Source organism: Arthrobacter sp. N1, assembly GCF_048288285.1.
Lineage (GTDB): Bacteria > Actinomycetota > Actinomycetes > Actinomycetales > Micrococcaceae > Arthrobacter_D.
Genome location: NZ_CP102608.1, coordinates 2,086,284 through 2,104,534, shown reverse-complemented (window position 1 = coordinate 2,104,534; position 18,251 = coordinate 2,086,284). Strand labels below are relative to the sequence as shown.

The following is an 18,251-nucleotide window of genomic DNA, read 5'->3' as shown; positions in this document are numbered from 1 at the left end:
TGCGGTGACGTGGAGCCTACCGACGGAGTTCGCAGGGCGAACCAATGCGATGCTCCACAGGTCGCGCGCATTCGCCGAGTTTGGCGGACGACCCGTGGAGATTCTCACCTTCGACGATTTTCGTGATTACGCGGAGATCCGGTCCCGGTTGTCGAAAGAAGGCTTCCTTTCGGATGGCACGTCGGTGCTGAATTTGTGGGAGGACCTGCCAACCATGGTCGAGGGACTCGACGTCCCGGACGTGGGTCAGGACTTCGTCGATTTCGCACCGCTCGCGACGTGGTCCGGACCTGTCAAGGAACTCGACGGCCCCCACACCCGCCGCGCTCGGTACGCTGTCGACGGTACTCTGCTGCAGGTCGATCATTTCCGGACGGACGGATCGCTCCTTCTCTCAGATCGCCACGATGCCCAGCAGCATGGAGTCCACGGGGGGCGTTCACTTATCCTCTGCAACGACGAGGGCCTGCCCCTGAGGAACTTCGGCTCGTCGTGGGGTCTGTATCGCGCCTGGCTGGAGTTTCTCATCGGGGATGCGGCCGCCTGGTTCGTAGTCGACAACAAGAACACGGCACGGTTCATGGCCACTTTTAGGCGCGATAGCGCCGTGGTGCTCTACGTCGTCCACGAATCGCACCTGATGTCCCACGCTGACGGTTTCGCCTCCGAACTGACTCCATCGGCACAGGAGGTGTTTCCTCACCTTGACCGTTTCGACGGCGTCGTTTACCTGACCGAGCACCAGGCTGCGGACGTTCATCGGCGCTATGCGGACGCGGGTAATTCCTTCGTTCTACCGAACAGCCGGAGCATCGACGCGGAGGCTGATCGCAGCAGGCGTCGAACACCAGGCCGTGGTATTCAAGTGGCGACTCTGAGTCGCCGGAAACGCGTCGACCACTCGATCCGGGCAATCCATCGCGTCCGCTCGTCGTCCGATCTCGCGGTACAGCTGGACGCCTTCGGGGACGGCTCCCAGCGCGACGCCCTTCAGGGTCTTATCAGCCAGCTGGGCGTTGGCGACTTCGTGCGATTGCGCGGGCACAGCAAGCAGATCCGCTCAGAATTTCAGACCGCGTCCTTCTCCCTGCTGACGAGCACCTCCGAGGCGATGGGGCTGGTGCTCGTAGAATCCATGGCGGCGGGATGCATTCCGATCGCCTACGATGTCCCGTACGGTCCGGCAGCGATCATCGATACAGGCGTGAACGGCTTCATCGTCGAGTACGGAAATGTCGAGAAGCTGGCCGAATGCATCGAATCTTTCCTGGCCCTGCCCGAGGACGAGCAACTTACCCTCCGCGTCGCCGCCATGGAGCGAGCGCGCGATTTCTCAGATCACTCGATTGTCTCGAGATGGGCCGAGGTGATGCGGGAGGCGTGGGAACGCAAGCACCGGGCGCCCGTAGCCTTGACCGTTTCAATTACTTCCACCGACTACTGCGTCCGATCTGGTGGGCGGCTGGGAATCCAAGTCCTGGCCCAGGTGTCGTCGCCTGACACAGCTCTTCCAGAGACACCGTCCTTCTTCTGCGCGATGCGGGCCCGCCAACAGCAGGACTTCTTCCGGGTCGAGGCGAGCGAAGCAGTCGTGACAGGGGAGGGCGCATACCGCCTGCAGTTCGATTTCGATCCTGCAGTGACACGGTCCCTCCGGCCCAGTACGGTCGACTTCACGCTGGAAGCAAGATGTGCCGGTAGCCACGCTACGACGAGGATGCCGCTCCACGGCGACCCCGTGTCACTTCAGGTTTACGCCACCCGCCACGGCAGCATGAGCATGGTTCTCAGCTAGTCCCTGACGGCAGCGCACGTCTCAGGACCTACCACGAAAGGGAACTCACTCCTATGCTGCACTCCGGCGCGGTCACCGGCCAGCACGTCCTACCCGATGGATACCACTGCGCTGTCACCTGGGGCATACCCTTCGACTACGGCGGCATGACCAGCGCAATGCTCCGTCGTTCTAGAGCCTTCGTCACGGAGGGCGGGCAGCACGTCGACGTACTCACCTTCGACTATCAACCGGATTATCCCGATATCGCCTGCGAACTCGAGGTAAGCCGGGAATTGATCCCAGGTATGCAGCTGCGCAATCTCTGGGACGAGCTTCGGTCGCTTCCTGACCCGGCACTCGATTCAGCCCGATCTGGTCCGCGCGTGAAGGGCGAGTACCGGCCCGTCGCGTTGAACGAAGGCAAGGACGAGCTCTTCGCAGGAGAGCTCCGGAGGCGGGTACGGTACGACCAGACGGGTGCTATCGTCCTTCAAATCGACTACCTGAGAGCAGACGGGTCGGTATACGCGTCCGACCGCCGGGATCTTACCGACTTCGGCACGGAGGGCGGTCGCCTTGTCACGCTGTGCGATAGCAACGGGCTTCAAGTGGCCTCCTGGAATCAGATGTGGCCCCTGTACTTGTTCTGGCTGGATGTCGTGGTCGCCGGTCGGGAGACCTTCATGATCATCGACAGCAAATCGACGGCCAACTTCATCACGCGCTACCGCAGGCCCAACGTCATCACCATGCATCTGGTCCACAATTCGCACATGGCCGCAGGCCAGTTGCCGCCGCACGGGGAGCTGAGCCGCGTCCGCCGCTACACCTTCGAGCGGCTGTCCTCGTTCGACGCCGTGATCTTCCTGACGGCAGCGCAGAAGAAGGATGTCGATGACGTGTACGGTGCCTCGGCCACGACAGGGGTGGTGCCGAACAGCACGGAACTCGTGCCGTTCGACGTCGATCAGGAGCGCGACTCCGGCGTTGGCGTCATGCTCGCGAGTCTGAACGGACGCAAGCGTGTGCAACATGCCATTAAGGCGGTGAAGATCGCGAGGGACTCGGGGGCCGACTGCAGTCTCATGATCTTCGGTGACGGGCCCGACCGCGGCCGGTTGGAGCAATTCGTCGATGAATCGGGGTTGGCGTCCTCGGTTCACCTACCGGGCTTCAGCGAGACTGCACGGCAGAACCTTTGGGCGGCGTCGTTCACGCTGCTGACGAGCACCACGGAGGGTCTGCCCCTCGTCCTGCTGGAAGCGATGAGCGGAGGCTGCCTGCCCATCGCCTACGACATCCCCTATGGGCCGGCGGATCTCATTGAGGACGGAGTCAATGGCTTCCTCGTGCCGCCTGGTGATGTGGAGGCCGTGGCACAGCGCATAGCTAAGATCTCGTCCTCGTCGGCAGATGAATTGCGCGCCATGCGGGCGGCCGCTCGCGGTACGGCTGAACGCTTCTCGGATCCTGCGGTCACGGCCCGGTGGGGACGCGAGATGCACCTTGCCGTGGACCGCAAGCTCGAGGAGAGCGTAGACACTTCCTAGGACAACCCGCTGCGGAGGATGGCTCGAGCGTCCTTAGAGGGGATCAGATAAAGCGGCGCACCCTCCATGCAGGAGGGTGCGCCGTCCCGGCGAGCCGGCGTGGAACTAGGGCAGTCCGACGTCCACCCGGATCATGTTGTGGTCCGAGGGGATAACGCCTACGAAGTTCCCGTAGGCATCGACGTTCACAACCGTCTCCCATTCGGCAACCCTCATCTTCGACGTGAAGATGTAGTCGAGGTACGTCCCGTTTCCGGAGTCGTTCCGCGCGTTGGCCAGGCGGTTGAAGGCGTTGAAGCTGTCATAGAACGTCCCGATCCGCGATTCTGCAGTAGCGCCAGAACTCGGCTGATCCGTCGCATACGTATTCCCCAAGGGGTCTACGTAGCCCGCTGCCGTGAGGACGTCGTAGGGTACGTTCGCCGGATCCGTCCACTTGTGTGAGTTCAGGTCCCCGGTGATGAGAACTGGAAGGTTCTCCGTATTCCTCAGCTTGATCTCGGCGAGGACGCTCTTGGTTTGCTGATCGCGGAGTGTCTGGTATTCGGCTCCACCCCCCGGCTGCAGATGGGCATTGGCTACGAAGAACTTCTTCCCGGTGGATTTCTGCCGAAAGGTCCCCCAGGCCACGTATCGGCCGTTGTCCTCGCCTGACAGTGACGGCAGGGCGAGTGAGCCTTCGGTGACCAGTTCGACGGTGTTGGTGTTGAAGAGGAGCTTGGTGCCCTGCGAAGCCCCCTGGTACTGGTAGACGCAGTTTGTCGGCGTCGCGTGATTCACGCAGTTGTTCCGCTTGGTGTTCGTCAGCTTGTAGGGAGCGCCGCTGGCGACCAGGCGCTCGGCGAGGTCCTCGAACTGTGAAATCCCGCCTGGTCGAGAGTCGTCCTTCAACCAGCCCTGTGAGGCCTCTTGGACGCCGAGCACATCGGGGAGCTGGTTCTTGATGCTCGAGACTACAGCGCTTCGACGATCCGACCACGGGAGCTCGTTCGGATCGCCAGCGAAGCAGTTTGCGCACTTCACGTTGTAACTGGCAACCCGGAGCGGATTGGCGACGGGGGCCAGCGCAGTCCGTGCGGTGGTTTTGGCGGTGATGGCGGTGGAGTAGGGGCTGAGGCTGGTGGTTCCGTCGGCGGAGATGGCCGAGACCCGGAAGTAGTAGGTGGTGTTGGGGGTGAGGCCGCGGATGTCGGCGGTGGTGGTGGTGTAGCGGTAGTACGTGGCGCCGGTCATGTCGGGCGTGGTGGAGAACTGGACGCGGTAGCGCGGCGCGTTGTTCCAGGCGTTCCAGGCCAGCTTGATGCCGAATTCGCTTTGCTCCGTGAACTTCAGGCCTGTGGGTGCCGGCGTCGCGGTTGGGGCAGCGGCGGTGGTTTTGGCGGTGATGGCGGTGGAGTAGGGGCTGAGGCTGGTGGTTCCGTCGGCGGAGATGGCCGAGACCCGGAAGTAGTAGGTGGTGTTGGGGGTGAGGCCGCGGATGTCGGCGGTGGTGGTGGTGTAGCGGTAGTACGTGGCGCCGGTCATGTCGGGCGTGGTGGAGAACTGGACGCGGTAGCGCGGCGCGTTGTTCCAGGCGTTCCAGGCCAGCTTGATGCCGAATTCGCTTTGCTCCGTGAACTTCAGGCCTGTGGGTGCCGGCGTCGCGGTTGGGGCAGCGGCGGTGGTTTTGGCGGTGATGGCGGTGGAGTAGGGGCTGAGGCTGGTGGTTCCGTCGGCGGAGATGGCCGAGACCCGGAAGTAGTAGGTGGTGTTGGGGGTGAGGCCGCGGATGTCGGCGGTGGTGGTGGTGTAGCGGTAGTACGTGGCGCCGGTCATGTCGGGCGTGGTGGAGAACTGGACGCGGTAGCGCGGCGCGTTGTTCCAGGCGTTCCAGGCCAGCTTGATGCCGAATTCGCTTTGCTCCGTGAACTTCAGGCCTGTGGGTGCCGGCGTCGCGGTTGGGGCAGCGGCGGTGGTTTTGGCGGTGATGGCGGTGGAGTAGGGGCTGAGGCTGGTGGTTCCGTCGGCGGAGATGGCCGAGACCCGGAAGTAGTAGGTGGTGTTGGGGGTGAGGCCGCGGATGTCGGCGGTGGTGGTGGTGTAGCGGTAGTACGTGGCGCCGGTCATGTCGGGCGTGGTGGAGAACTGGACGCGGTAGCGCGGCGCGTTGTTCCAGGCGTTCCAGGCCAGCTTGATGCCGAATTCGCTTTGCTCCGTGAACTTCAGGCCCGTGGGGGACGGGGAATCGGTCTTCGTGCTCACCTTGATGGCGTCCGAGTAGGAACTGAGTGCCGTCGTATTGTCGGCCGCGAGGGCTCGGACGCGGAAGTAGTAGGTGGTGTCCTTGGTGAGCCCCGTGATCGTCGCACTCGTGGTGCCGTACCGGTAGTACGTGGCACCGGACATGTCGGGCTTGGTGGAGAACTGGATTCGGTAGCGCGGCGCATTTACCCACGCGTTCCAGGTGAGCTTCACGCTCGTAAGCTCCTGGGAAGGGGAAGCGAGACCCGTGGGCATATCGGAAGTCTGACTGATGGTCGAAGGAATCATCAGCGGGGTGGCAGCTGCGCCCTGTGCTCCGATGACGAGGAGGAGCATCAGCAGCGTGGTGACGACGCTCGTGATCTTTGTAAGGAAAGGCTTGATGGAGAGGGGGCTGGTCATGATTCCTCGTGGGCTAGGGATTCCGGAGGCACGCGTTGTGGAGGCGTCAAGAGACTTGGGGACAGGCACGCAATGAGGGAGTATCGGCCAGCCGGCATCAGCAGGCATGGCGAATCTCGTGAGCAGGTGCCGCAGCCAGCGCGGCGGCAGGACGGGTCTTACGGGTGTTGCTTGGACGGCCTTTGTTGTGCGGTACGCGCCGGTGACGGGTTCGAAAAGAAAGCGTGGTCGGTCGTCCTGGTCCTCCCACTCAGGGAAGACGCAGATTCGGGTAGTGACAGCGCATTCGGAAGCAGGAACATAGTGAGACCTCGGAAAATAGTGGCGCCCCCAGCGGGCATGACGAAATCATGACACCTGTGACCACGTCGATCCCTGACCTGCGGCAAAGTTGTCCGAATCCTGCGCGGTACTTAGAGGAGGGAGCGCTGGCACGTCATAAGTAGCGCTGACGATCGAGGTTCGCGTATCTGCATCCTTGAGGGCGTCTAGGTTCGGCATGGTTTCGATCGCACCACAGGTGCTGCCGAGTGCAACGCATGCACGCCGGTGTGTGCGCGGCATATCAGGCGTAATAGGCTAGGCGGACACGTGTAGGTAGAGGACGTGCGGATTCCACAGGCTTTTCTGGGACACCAGGGCGCCGAGCGACCGCGACCTCTTCTACGCTTGCAGAACTCCATGACGACACCTGGTCGACATACATCTCTTTCACGTGCGTCCAAGCCACAGCAGATGGGTAAGAAGATGAGCGAGTATACGCAGGGCGACCCCGCTTCTGCCGCAGATAGTCTTGACCGACTTGTCGGCATTGTCGAACAACAGAGCAGGATCCTCGAGGCTCAGGCACGGAATATCGCGCTCCTGCAGTCACAGTCCTGGGAGCAGGCCAGGATGTTGGAAGTTCTCGGTCGTATCGAGTTGCGTGATTTGCTGATCGAGGTCCGCCGAGTCATCCAGAACCGTCAGCTCTCGATGATGGACACAATGGACCAACTGGTCGCAGGCAAATCCATCGCGAGATGGGGCGACGGGGAAATCAAGCTGATGGTGCAACCTGAGTTCGACTTGATGTATCAGAAGTCGAATACCTCTCTGGCTGCTGATCTTCGGCGGATGCTCGCCGGGTACGACATGACGGCGGACCGCCTGCTCCTCGCGCTACCGACAGTTTTCACCACGCGATTGTGGATGGGCATCTGGTCCGAGAACTGGCACGTTCTCGGACCGATTCTTGAAGTATCCACTGCATCGTGGGGCAACACGCATATCTCACGTCCTCCATTCTTCCAGCGGCACGGCACGGACGCCGTCGCGGCTTGGAGAAGAGTTTGGGAGGGCAAAAGGATCTGTGTTGTTGCTGGAAGGGGGTCACGATTCGAACTTTTGCCGGAACTCTTCGACAACGTCGCCGGGGTGATTCGCGTCGATTCCGAACCATCTGACGCGTATGTGACCCTGCCTGATTTGAAGCGTCGGCTGCACGACGTCGACGATGTTGATCTTTTCCTCCTCGCGTTAGGTCCCTCAGGCACCGTGATGGCTGGGCACCTCGCTTCGGAAGCAGGAGGTGCACGTCAGGCCATCGACATCGGGCATCTGGCATCGAGTTACTTGAACGTTTTCAAGGGCGGGAAGGTGCCGGAGCAACTGCCTCAAAAAAGGTGATGGAGGACTGGGGGCTGGTACACATCGCTTCCCCCGGCCTGTCAGAAGAACTCAGCATATCGACGCAATCTTGTGTTGACTCCTGAGTAGAACGAGATGATTCAGCAGAGTGCACTATGCCGTGACCCTCGTCCACGGCGGTTGTATGTCATCCTGCTCAGTACTGGGGGAGGCCGGGCTTCAGCGCTGTGGGTTGCATGAGCCTATCCACTGACGGGATGAGGCTGAGTTCCGTCACTGTGTAATACCTGGCGCGTCAGCGAGTGCGATGCTGACGAATTTACGGAGGGCATCGGCCTCGTAGGAGGAGTAGTCGAAGGATCGGTGAACGGGCCACTTCGCGAGGAAAGTGCTCATTCCGTCTTTCAACCCCTCGATGGAATTCTCGACAAGGAGTCCGAATCCGTCCTCCAAGATGCTCCGGGGACCGACGACGTCCGTCGAGATCACAGGCTTCCCAAGGATAAGGGCTTCCAGAACTGCGAGGCCCTGTCCCTCGTAGTTGGACGAGAAGACGAAGCAGTCACCTCTCCTGATCACCGGGAACGGGTTCAGTCGAAGACCTGCCAGAAGCACCTTCGATGTCAGGTCGAGCTGTTCGATCTGCCTCTCCAGACGATTCCGCAGAGGACCGTCGCCCAGAATAATGAGTTTCGACTCCTGATGGTCCGCGGCGAGCAGGGCGAAGCTCTGCAGTAGTTTCGAATGGTCCTTCTCGGGGGAGAGGCGACCCGCTGTGACGAAGAGCGTCGGGCAGTCGCCGATCCACTCTTCGATGTCCTCAGGTACCGGTTCCTGCGACAACGCGACCGTTGCGTCGGCGTTGACGAGGTTATTGCTGTAGTGGAACTTTTCGGGATCGAGACCGAACTGACTCGATAGTTGCTGCTTATTCTCCTCGGAGACGCTCTCCGTCACGGAGATCAACGAGTCATAAAGGGGGTACAGGCGGAACATCGATTCTAGGTAGCGGAAGCGGTGGAGCCATTCGCTCTGCATATCGTTGTGCAGGAAGATCGACTTCGTCGTCGACTCCGAAGGTCCCGCGGCGAAGAGCGCTGCCCAGAACCGGGCGTAGCCTTCGAAGCACACCAGCGCGTCGAACTGTGCTGTCCCGAACATGCGTCGGAACTCCCGCGCGAAGGCCGCACGATAGATCTCCCATTGTTCCTCGCTCTCGAGGTCACCCTGAGCATTGAACTTGTCGACGACCCAGCGTTCTTCGGCACCGATCAACTGTCCGCCCACGCGAGGAAGTACCCGGACGTGCTCCGGGTTCTGACCGAATTTCTCGACCCGCCGCTCATCCGAGGCCACCGAGGACGGCTCGATCGCCACGAAGACCTGCGTCTCGGCCGGATCGAGATGCGAGGTCAGGTTTAGATACGAGGACGTAATTCCATTGGGGATGAAGGAGCCCTGATACATGAGCATGGTCTTCCTCCGATCCTCCTGCGGAGGCAGCGTCCACTCCGACGAGCCGAAGAAGAAGAAGTCCACGGCACGCTGTGACGACTTGCCGCACTCGAGGCCCACGTATTCGTGGGGTGTAGACACGGGGCCTGTCCGGGGCTCTAGCGCTTCACGGAGCGCTTCCTGCAGTTCGGAGGCATCGAGGCAGAGGCTCCCGGGCAGGGTGGCGATGTCCAGGCAGAGACCGCGACTCTGCTGGTATTCCTCCAGGTCGTATGCGTAGTAGATGATCGGACGTCCAGTGGCCATGAAATCGAAGGCGATACTCGAGTAGTCGGTGATGAGGACGTCGATGACCGACAGTAGATCGTTTGTGTCGATGTCTGCCGGGATGAGGTGCGCCGCGATGCCGGCCTCATCGAGGAGGGCCTCGGTGACCGGGTGTCCCCGGAACAACAGGCGCGCGTCGGTGGACGCCATGGCTTCGATATCGCTCATCAGGCGATCGTTGTCGAGTGTCCTGTCCGCGAGTGATCCGCGCCAGGTGGGTGCGTAGAGGACGACCTTCTGGGACGGACCGAGTCCCAGCCGGGCGCGCAGCTTCGCGCGTCCGTCCTCCGCGAGATCGACGGTGGCATCGACGCGTGGATACCCTGTCACCGCGATCTGACCGTCGAAGAGCCCGGAGATCTCGTACTTGTCGAGCAGGATCCGGGCGGTGAATTCGTTGGGAGCCAGGATGTGGGTCGTGTGCAGGAAGTTCCGGGTCGCGTTCCGATAGTCCATGAAGCCGTCCTTGATGTCGCGTCCGAGTGACTTCATGGGCGTTCCATGCCAGGTATTGAGGTACCGCTGCTCGGCCCGGCGACTGAAATACGGGGGGAACGTATTGTTGTTGATCAGGTGCTCAGCCGTCGCGAGATAGCGCACATACAGGTCGCTGTCCCGTGCTGCGAAGATGACGTTCTGCAGTCCCCGGAGTTCATCGGGAATCCTGGTCGGATCGTTCACCACCCAGACATGGGTCACGGCCGAGAAGCGAGGATCCCTGATCAGGGTCCGGAAGATGTTGAGTGGATTGCAACCGATCGAACTACCCTGGCTGCTTTCGTAGAGGATGACGCCCTTTCTGACGGGCAGGGTCTCCATGTACTCGACGTAGATCATTGATTGTTTCAGCGCCGCGTTCTTGAAGTAGGTGGCGGTGTTGACCCCGTGCGGCCGCTTGAGGAGGCGCGTCTCCCGGAGGGCTGCGGTCGCCTCTTCAAAGCGCCCGAGGCGGTAGAGGGCGGAACCCAGGGAGAAAAACAGTCGAGGCTGATGCTTCTCGGACCGCTTCGCGGCCGCCGCATAGGCCGCCGCTGCGATGTCCAGGGCGCCCTGCTCCTCTGCGAAGGCGGCCAGACGTGCACATTGCCCCGACGTTTGGGCGGACTGCGCTGCGGACAACCCGGCGATCAGCACCTCGCGCAGGTACGCGGTCGGTCCGGCTCCACCCTGATCCCGCGAAGAGTGGGAACCTGTGGCTTCCAGGCCGAGGAAGGCGACACACGCTTCTTCATGGCGGTGGGCAGCCGTCAGGACGCTGCCCAGTCGGTAGGACCAGTACTCGTTGCGCGGTTCCGACAGGCTGAGGGCGTAGGAATACGCATCGGCCGCCTCTGCCCACTGCCCGCTGCGCTCGAAAGAGAACCCGAGGCGATAGTGCCATTGAGCCTGCGCCGGGTCGAGGGCAATCGCTGTCCTGATCGCGGCTGCTCCACCCCGCCAGTCGTAGCAGCGCTGCAGCGCGAATCCCCAACGGTAGGCGATTTCCGCGTCGGAAGGGTCATGGCGGAAAGCGGCTTCGTAGTGGGTGGCGGCAAGTCGCCACTCGCCCTTTTTCTGGAAGAAGGCTCCGATTCCGAAGCGCGACGCCTGCAACTCGGCGTCGGCGGCGACTGCCTGTGCGAAATGACTCTGGACGAGGTGCTCAGCGCCGGCCAGATGGTGTGCCCAACCGGCCATGAAGTGGAGGCGGGCATCACCGGGTGTCAGGCGGGCGGCTGCCGTGAAGTTCTCGGCGGCCGCTGAATGACGATTCATGAAAAAGAGCGCGTCAGCGAGAGCGCTCAACCACTCCGGGTCATCACGGTAGAACGGCTTCCCGGCCGCAAGAACGTCGATCTCCTGCCACTTCGGTGCCTTCCGCTCACGCAGCAAAGATCGGCGCTCGGCGTACACCGCCCGGAACTCGTCCGTCTCGGCCTTCTCCGCGGCTCGCTGGCGTTCCACTGCTGCTTCGACGGACCGGAGGCGGTGTTCCCACCGCTCATGTGCAGGCTGGAGGCGCAAGGCTTCCGTGTAGTGCTCCCTCGCCACTGTGAGGAGGCCTTGCTTCTCTCGGATGTAGCCGAGCCGATAGTGCCATCGAGCAGCTTTCGGGTCGATGTCCAGTGCCGCCGTGAGGTGGTGGGCAGCCGCCTCAAGATCTCCCGAGTGCAGCTGCGCGTCACCCAGGAGGTAATGCTCCTCCCCGGGGCCCAAGGGCCCGGCTCTCCGAGAAAGTACCGAGGTGTTAGGGAGTAGGGCCGCGTCCGTGGACTGTCCGGATTCATTGGGCGTGGGCGAGGTGGGTATCCCGATGGACATAGGTCTCCTGATGAGGGGCTGAGAAGCCTGCTGGTGGGATCGAGGCTCCTCACCAAGCAGTGAACGGGCGCGACCGATCGTCACATGGCGTTGGCCCGGGTGACGGAGCCGAGCGGGAGCGCATCGACCACCCGCTGCGTCGCAGATCCGTCACACATCGGCGCATAGGTCTCCACGAAGGTCCGGTACCGATCCGCGTACCGCACCTGGATCGACGGCAGGGACTTGATGGCATGGACGACCTCGGGTGTTGTCATCAGCAGTGGACCGGGAGCCTGCGCTTCGAGATCGAAGTAGAAGCCGCGGGTCGAATCGCGGTACTGGGCGATGTCGGGGGTCAGGAAGATGATCGGCTTTCCCGTCACGCAGAAGTCGAACATCACCGACGAGTAGTCGTTGATCAGGACGTCCGCAGCAAGATACAGATCATTGACCTCGGGATACTCCGTCACGTCGATGACGAACCGGTTCCCCGCCGTCTGTCGCTGGCCGGCGATGTTGTGGTGTCCACGCAGCAGGATGACATAGTCCTCGCCGAGTTGCTCCTGGGCTGCCTCGAAGTCCAGGTAGGTGACCAGCTCGTACTGCTTCGACGTGTTCTTGGCGTCGTCGCGCCACGTCGGTGCGTAGAGGATGGCTCGACGACCTTCGGGAATACCGAGGAGGTCACGCACCGCTGCGCGGCGGAGATCGGCGTCGGGGGCCCTGAGGGAATCGTTCCGCGGGTACCCCTCGGTGATCACCTGCCCGGTAAAACCGAAGCAGGTGGCGAGGACGTGCGCCGCATAGTCGTTCTGTGCGAGGAGCGCGTCCCAGTAGGTCGCTTCACGCTGCATGAGGTTCCAGTAGGACAGCGAGAAATTGGTGCGGGCGACGTCGTTCCCGAGCTTCTTCAGCGGTGTACCGTGCCATGTCTGGATGTACACCTGCCCCTCCCGCTTCCGGAAGTAGAAAGGGAAGTTGTTGTTGTTGACGAGCAGCCTTGCCTCGGCCAACAGGCGGTACCAGAGCCGTGAGCCGATCAGGACCGGCCGGGCGCCATCAGGTACGGGCACGGAGTGATCAGCGATCGCCCAGTACATGTCCCCGACGGTCGCGCGCCGCTGGAACTCCTCGAGGATGCGCCGCGTGCTGTCGGTTGCGCGACGTCCCCCGAAGCACATGAAGAGGACGGAGTCCTGCAGCGGCAGCTCCGCGCGGTCGATCTCGCTGCGCAGCATCTGCTGGTTGTAGCGTCCGAGTTCGTCCGCAGCCAGTGGCGGGCGGACGTGGACGGTAACGGCTCCGGCGACAGCCGTCCTGCTGATGCCGACCTCGAGGGTGTCACGCAGCTCGCGGGAGGGCAGCATCTCCTGGAGGGCAGGTGCCGCGGGGAGCCAGTACCCTACGTTGTCCTCTGTCTTCTGGGGGATGTACCGGAGGCTGTAGGCTCCCGGCTCCGGCATCTGATCCCGGCCCTCCCAGGGAGAACTCACGAGGGGGAAGCGGACGGTGAAGCGGTTGCTCCCCTGGTTGCGCGTGACGTTCAGCGCCACCTGGTCCGCCTCGATCACTGCCTTCCCACTGGACAGCACCAGCCGCGGGGCATGGATGCTCGTGAAGTCCGCCGTACCGAGGACGGTGAGGTAGCAGCCGTCCTCGGAGACGCGGAGATCGTCCGCCTCGACCCGGTAACGCCGCTCTTCGAGGGCCAGGAAGCCGTAGCCCGTCAACTTCAGGCGCAGGCGGCGCGATCGGTCCAGCTGCTCCGTGAAGCCCGTGCTCCCGGGGCGCCACGCGATGGGCTGGGGAGTCTTGAAGCCGCTGTCCAGGCGCAGGTCCCACTGGTGCTCGGCGCGCGGTGAGGCCTCTGCGGTGAGGCGGGGGATCACGAGGCGGTAGTCGGCCACGTTACCGCGTACGTCCACGCACACGGCGGTCTTCCGGAGGGCCAGTTTCGCGCACTCCACCGTGATCTTCGAGGCGAGCGGCGCGGAGTGTGCTTCGACCGTGATCGTCAGTGTGCGCCCGTCGAGCCGCACGTCCGTCGCCGAGTACATGGGGGCCACCCGCACCAGGGTCAGACCACGTCCGGGCTTGAACTCGACGGCGATGCGGTGATCCCCGTTCATGGGGGCGATGGGTACGGTGCCGGCAGCACCCGAGGTGTCCCGGCGGGTGACTGGCGATTCCAGCACCTGACCCTGCGCTGTGAGGCGCAGCCCGAGCGACCAAGACGACGGCGCGGTGTCCCCGGCGGGCAGGGCGGCCGGGTCGATGCTGACACTGAAGCCACTGTCCGCATAGCTGGTCCAGTTGTCGTTCGCGTCCCAGTCGATGGCCGGATCGCGGTACCTCCCTACAACGAGCGGCAGGACCTCGTTGCCGTCGTCGTCGATCAGCATGGCCTCGATGACGAGAGCGCCCGCAGCAGGGTCGATCGAGGAGATGTAGGCGTGGCCGGTGATCCTGAGGCAGCCGTCGTCGCCCCACTCCATTCCGGTAATCTTGCTGATGACGCGAAGGTCGATGTCCTGACAGGCGAGCAGGTCCTCGGACGGCTGTCTCGTGAGGTCCGACAGATAAGGAGGCTGCGCACGGAGCGGACCCGGCTGCGACGACGTGGCGAACGAGGACCCGAGATCGCTGCGGGAGCTGCAGATGGTGACCACATCAGGCCGGTTGTCGTCCAGGACCGCCGCGAGGATGAGGCGATTGTGGAGCCGGATGCCCTCCCAGGCGAAGGGGGCCAGGGCATGGAGTTCCTGGACCCCCGCCACGAGCCGGGACCAGTAGATGTCGTCGGTGCGAGGGACGACCTCGAAGAAGGGAAAGAGATCGGTGCCGAGGAGCCGGGTCAGCAGTCGTTCCGCCGCCTCCGGGGCCAGACGTCCGAGACCCTCGGTGATCACTGCCGACATCCGCCGGAGGTACTCGTCGAGCACCCCGATGCTGCACAGCTGCTCGCGGGTGAGGGAGTCCCCACCGCTGTCGCCGACGACGTCGCTGAGCCTTCCCGGCAGGAGGTCGATGGTCCCTGCACGAAGATAGGCGGCCCGGACCGCTTCGGCCTGCCAGAGATCGCCTTCGACGTCGATGTCCATCAGGTGCTCGAGCCAGAACGACCTCGAGAAGACCTTGTTGCTGATGTAGGTGTCCGCCGCAAGGTCCGGGGCATGCTGCAGCGTGGTCGTGAGCTCGGCCGTTCCGTGCAGGGCGGTCTGCACGGCCGGGGTGACGAACTTGGCGCCCTTCCGCACCCCGACGGTGCCGACCGCGACGTCGGACCGCGACCCCTTGAGCGACCGGACCGCGGCGGCGGCAGCGCCCGGGGCAACGAGGTCCCCGGCGGTGACGAACATGATCCACTGCGTCCTGGCGGCTTCGACCACCGCGTGACGTGCAGCCGGCGCCGGGATGCCGGTGGCAGGCCGAAGCGCGATGCGCGCGTCCCGCTTGGCGTAGGAGGAAGCGTCCCTGACGATGCCGTCGTCGCCGGTCGTGTCGACCACGACCACCGCGAGGGCCACCGACTTCTGTCGCAGGATGCTCTGCAGCGTGGCGACGAGATCCTGCGTGCCGTCCTCGACCACCACGCCGATGGTGAGGACCGGCTTCTGGACGGGTGCCGCGGTGAGGGTCCGTGGAGAGGTGAGGGTCGACGCCGCCCGTTCGACCTTCGCAGCGTCCGCCGGATGGAGGGATTGCCGGATCTTCTTCCGCTGCTCCACCGGGAGACTCTGCCACGCTGTCCGCAGCTTCCGCTTCGCTATCCGACGGATCCCGGACACTGCGTCTTCTGCGGTGGTCCAACGTGCCATAAGTGCTTGTCCTTCGGAAGGTGGATCAGACGTCCGCTGTGACGCGCGCGTCGAGTTCCTGGTTGGCGCGCTCCAGGTCGTCCGCGAAGTCCACTTCGACGGCGTAGAAGTTGCTGATGTCGACAGGCGTGTACTGGACACCGTCCTTGGCGATGGTGAGCTCGATACCGCGCTCGAAGTAGTCCTGGTCACCGACCTGGGCAAGGCGCTTGATGAGCTTCTTCTTGTCCTTGGACGAGATGTAGTTGATGCCCACCGCTTCTCCGAGAGCGTGCTCGACGGACTTCGACAGCTGGTCGATGTGCCCGTTGTCGTCGACGGTGTACTTGACCTCCTCGTCACTGACGGAGGACATGTCCACGGAGACGAAGGAGAGATCCTGTTCGATGAAGGGCCGCAGGTACTTGACGATCTCGGGGGCGAAGACGACGTCTCCGTTCATCCACAGGACACCGCCCTTGGCGGAGTTCCGGAGAGCCTTGAGGAGGCTCTTGGACGTGTTCGTCTGGTCGAAGGCCTCGTTGTAGACGAAGGATGCGTTCGGGACATGCTCGAGGATCATCTCGAGCTTGAAGCCGACGACGATCGACAGGCGGAGCTTCTTCCTGAATTCGGACGTGAGATTCTCCACCTGCTGCTGCATGATGGTTCGACCGTCGCTCAGCTCCGTGAGTGGCTTGGGGTGGGGACGAGCGAGCCGTGTGCCCATGCCCGCCGCGAGGATGACTACCTGCACCGTCATGATGTGTCCTGTCGATTAGTACGCCGTATGGGTAGGGAACATGATCGACGAACTGCCACCACGAGACCGTTGCGGTCGCACCACCACACTGAGGTACCCCCGCGAGCGATAGTACAGGAGCGGGGGCTCGAGGGGGCTGCCGGGGATGGTGCCCCACGTCTTAAAGGTCAGAAGGGTGCTGCCACCAGCAGCTCCACGTTCTGGTCCCCGGCGGCTCCCTGGACGGACCCGGGGTCCAGCCCGGGTCTGTTCGCGGCGAGTTCGAGGCTCAGGGCAGCAAGGGACGCCGGGCTCTGCTCGCCGTCGCGGCGGACGTCGTCCGCCGCCGAGTGATCGAGGAGCGTTGCCAGGATGGAGAGTGTGCCGTCCCGGTTGTCGACCAGTTCGACAGCGCGTGACTGCTGCGGGAAGTCGATCAGGGAGGCCGTGGTGATCTCCCAGAGTCCGCCCGAGCCGTTCCGCCCCCGGTGTGCCTCCACCCGGTGCCTGTGCTCGTGGCCGTTCAGCCACAGGACGAGGTTCGGGAACCGCGAGAGGATCGAGAGGACTTCGTCCCGTGCCAGGGACTCCCCGCCGTCGTCCACCGTCGTCGCATCATCCTCGAATGACCGGAGCGGGTGGTGACTGAAGAGCACCGTGATCCTGTCCTCGGCCTCCGACATCTGGGTATTCCCCTCCTCGTCGAGGTAGGAACCGGACACGGCCTCGAGCTGACCGACGAGCCAGGAAGCCTGCTCACGGTCCAGGCACCCTCGCCCGCTGCCGTCGGGGCTCGCCGTGTTCAGCATGATGCCGCGGACCTCCGGGGAGATATCGAAGGAGTAGTAGAGCGCGTCCTCCTCGATCGGCTGCTCCACGGCGGATTCGGAGCGCGCGAGTGCCTTTCGGAAGGCCGCCTTGTCGAACACGTCGCGCTCTTCGGACGCCGTGGTCGTCCGCGACGGCAGCTCGGCCAGGAGTCGCTCCCGATCCGCCTCTCCACCCTTGGCCTGCTCCCAGAAATCGGGTTCCTTCATCCCGGCCGGGAGCTCCAGCGGGAGACGCGAGCCCGTGCGCACCAGATCGACGAACTGTTCGCCGGGAGAGATCCGCGACCCCCCGTACCGCCCGGTCTCGTCATGGTTGCCGAACCCCACGAACCGGGGGACGTCGGCACCCGGGGCGTCGATGGGACTGCTGGCGGCATCGAGGAGCCCTTCGACGGTCGGAAAGCCGTACCGCGCCTTCCAGTTGTCCGGGTCGGCACCGTCGGGCTCGGGGTCGGGATGCCAGACGTCGGCGAACAGGTCCCGGGGGGAACGGCCGTGGTCCTGGATGCCTTCGTAGCGCCCCACCGGGTTGGCGGTGGCTCTCCCACCGTCCAAGGCTGTGACCACCGCATCCAGCTCGCTGGTGCAGAACGAGTTGCTGAGGTCCCCGGTGACCACCAGGGCATCGAGCGGGCGCCCGCTCTCGGGCCCCTGCCCGAGGGCGTTGAACGCCCGGACGGTCGCGTCGAGGACGTGCACGGTCAGGACGTCCTGGGGCCGGAACCTTCCGGAGGTCGGGTAGCCTTCCTCGAAATCGAGGTACTGCCAGAGGAAGGAGAGCCGCCCGGGATTCGTCGCGTCCAGGACATGCGGGTCGGTGATGTGCCCGAAGGCGGCCAGGGCAACCGGTTCCGGCCGGGTCCCGCCAGGCCGGTCCGCGAGATCCTCGCGGACCACCCGCTCCAGCCCGTCGCCGTCCTCCAGCACCCGGTACGGCAGATCCTCGGAGAGGCGGTCTCCCAGCCGGATCGAGCGGTCCCGGGTGGTGGGCCGTCCGCCGGCTCTCGCGGAGGGGGAGGGTGGACCGGGTCGGGTCTCGGCGGTGCAGCCGCTGAGAGGTGTCACCGCGACGGCGGTGGCAGCGGCGAGGGAGAGCTGCAGGAGTCGGCGGCGCGACACGGGGCGGGCAGGGGTGCCGGGGGAGATCAGGGGGAAACATCCTTCTGGAGTGCTGATGCCGAGCGGTTCGCGCTGCGGGCGCCGCCGGTCTTTCGCTCC

General features: G+C 63.8%; 8 protein-coding genes. 3 read left to right on the top strand and 5 right to left on the bottom strand.

Annotation, left to right across the window (positions count from 1 at the left end; translation table 11 throughout):
• Window positions 1–94 precede the first annotated feature (94 nt).
• Both NVV32_RS09590 and NVV32_RS09585 read left to right on the top strand, forming a co-directional pair.
• Window positions 95–1,795 carry a glycosyltransferase gene (locus NVV32_RS09590; protein WP_422389999.1) on the top strand — a complete coding sequence of 567 codons (1,701 nt, stop codon included), beginning with the start codon at window positions 95–97 and terminating at the stop codon, window positions 1,793–1,795.
• A gap of 53 nt (window positions 1,796–1,848) precedes the next feature.
• Entirely contained in the window at window positions 1,849–3,327 is a 1,479-nt protein-coding gene (locus NVV32_RS09585; RefSeq protein ID WP_422389998.1) for a glycosyltransferase, read from the top strand.
• 105 nt (window positions 3,328–3,432) lie between these two features.
• Here NVV32_RS09585 and NVV32_RS09580 read toward each other — a convergent pair whose 3' ends face one another.
• On the bottom strand, window positions 3,433–5,970 hold the full coding sequence (locus tag NVV32_RS09580; RefSeq protein WP_422389997.1) for a fibronectin type III domain-containing protein: 2,538 nt from the start codon (window positions 5,968–5,970) through the stop codon (window positions 3,433–3,435).
• Between the two features lie 735 nt (window positions 5,971–6,705).
• Here NVV32_RS09580 and NVV32_RS09575 point away from each other — a divergent pair.
• Window positions 6,706–7,638 carry a GT-D fold domain-containing glycosyltransferase gene (locus tag NVV32_RS09575; protein ID WP_422389996.1) on the top strand — a complete coding sequence of 311 codons (933 nt, stop codon included), beginning with the start codon at window positions 6,706–6,708 and terminating at the stop codon, window positions 7,636–7,638.
• A gap of 234 nt (window positions 7,639–7,872) precedes the next feature.
• Here the strand turns inward: NVV32_RS09575 and NVV32_RS09570 are convergent, their stop codons facing one another.
• The 4 genes from NVV32_RS09570 to NVV32_RS09555 form a co-directional block, all read right to left on the bottom strand.
• Complete coding sequence (locus NVV32_RS09570; protein WP_422389995.1) at window positions 7,873–11,577, bottom strand: CDP-glycerol glycerophosphotransferase family protein; 3,705 nt, start codon at window positions 11,575–11,577, stop codon at window positions 7,873–7,875.
• 185 nt (window positions 11,578–11,762) lie between these two features.
• A complete protein-coding gene (locus NVV32_RS09565) occupies window positions 11,763–15,392 on the bottom strand; it encodes a bifunctional glycosyltransferase/CDP-glycerol:glycerophosphate glycerophosphotransferase (protein ID WP_422389994.1) in 3,630 nt (1,209 codons plus the stop codon).
• A gap of 115 nt (window positions 15,393–15,507) precedes the next feature.
• Window positions 15,508–16,224: an NTP transferase domain-containing protein gene (locus NVV32_RS09560; protein WP_055773251.1), complete on the bottom strand. Its 717-nt coding sequence runs from the start codon at window positions 16,222–16,224 to the stop codon at window positions 15,508–15,510.
• 167 nt (window positions 16,225–16,391) lie between these two features.
• A complete protein-coding gene (locus NVV32_RS09555) occupies window positions 16,392–18,152 on the bottom strand; it encodes a hypothetical protein (RefSeq protein ID WP_422389993.1) in 1,761 nt (586 codons plus the stop codon).
• Window positions 18,153–18,251 lie beyond the last annotated feature (99 nt).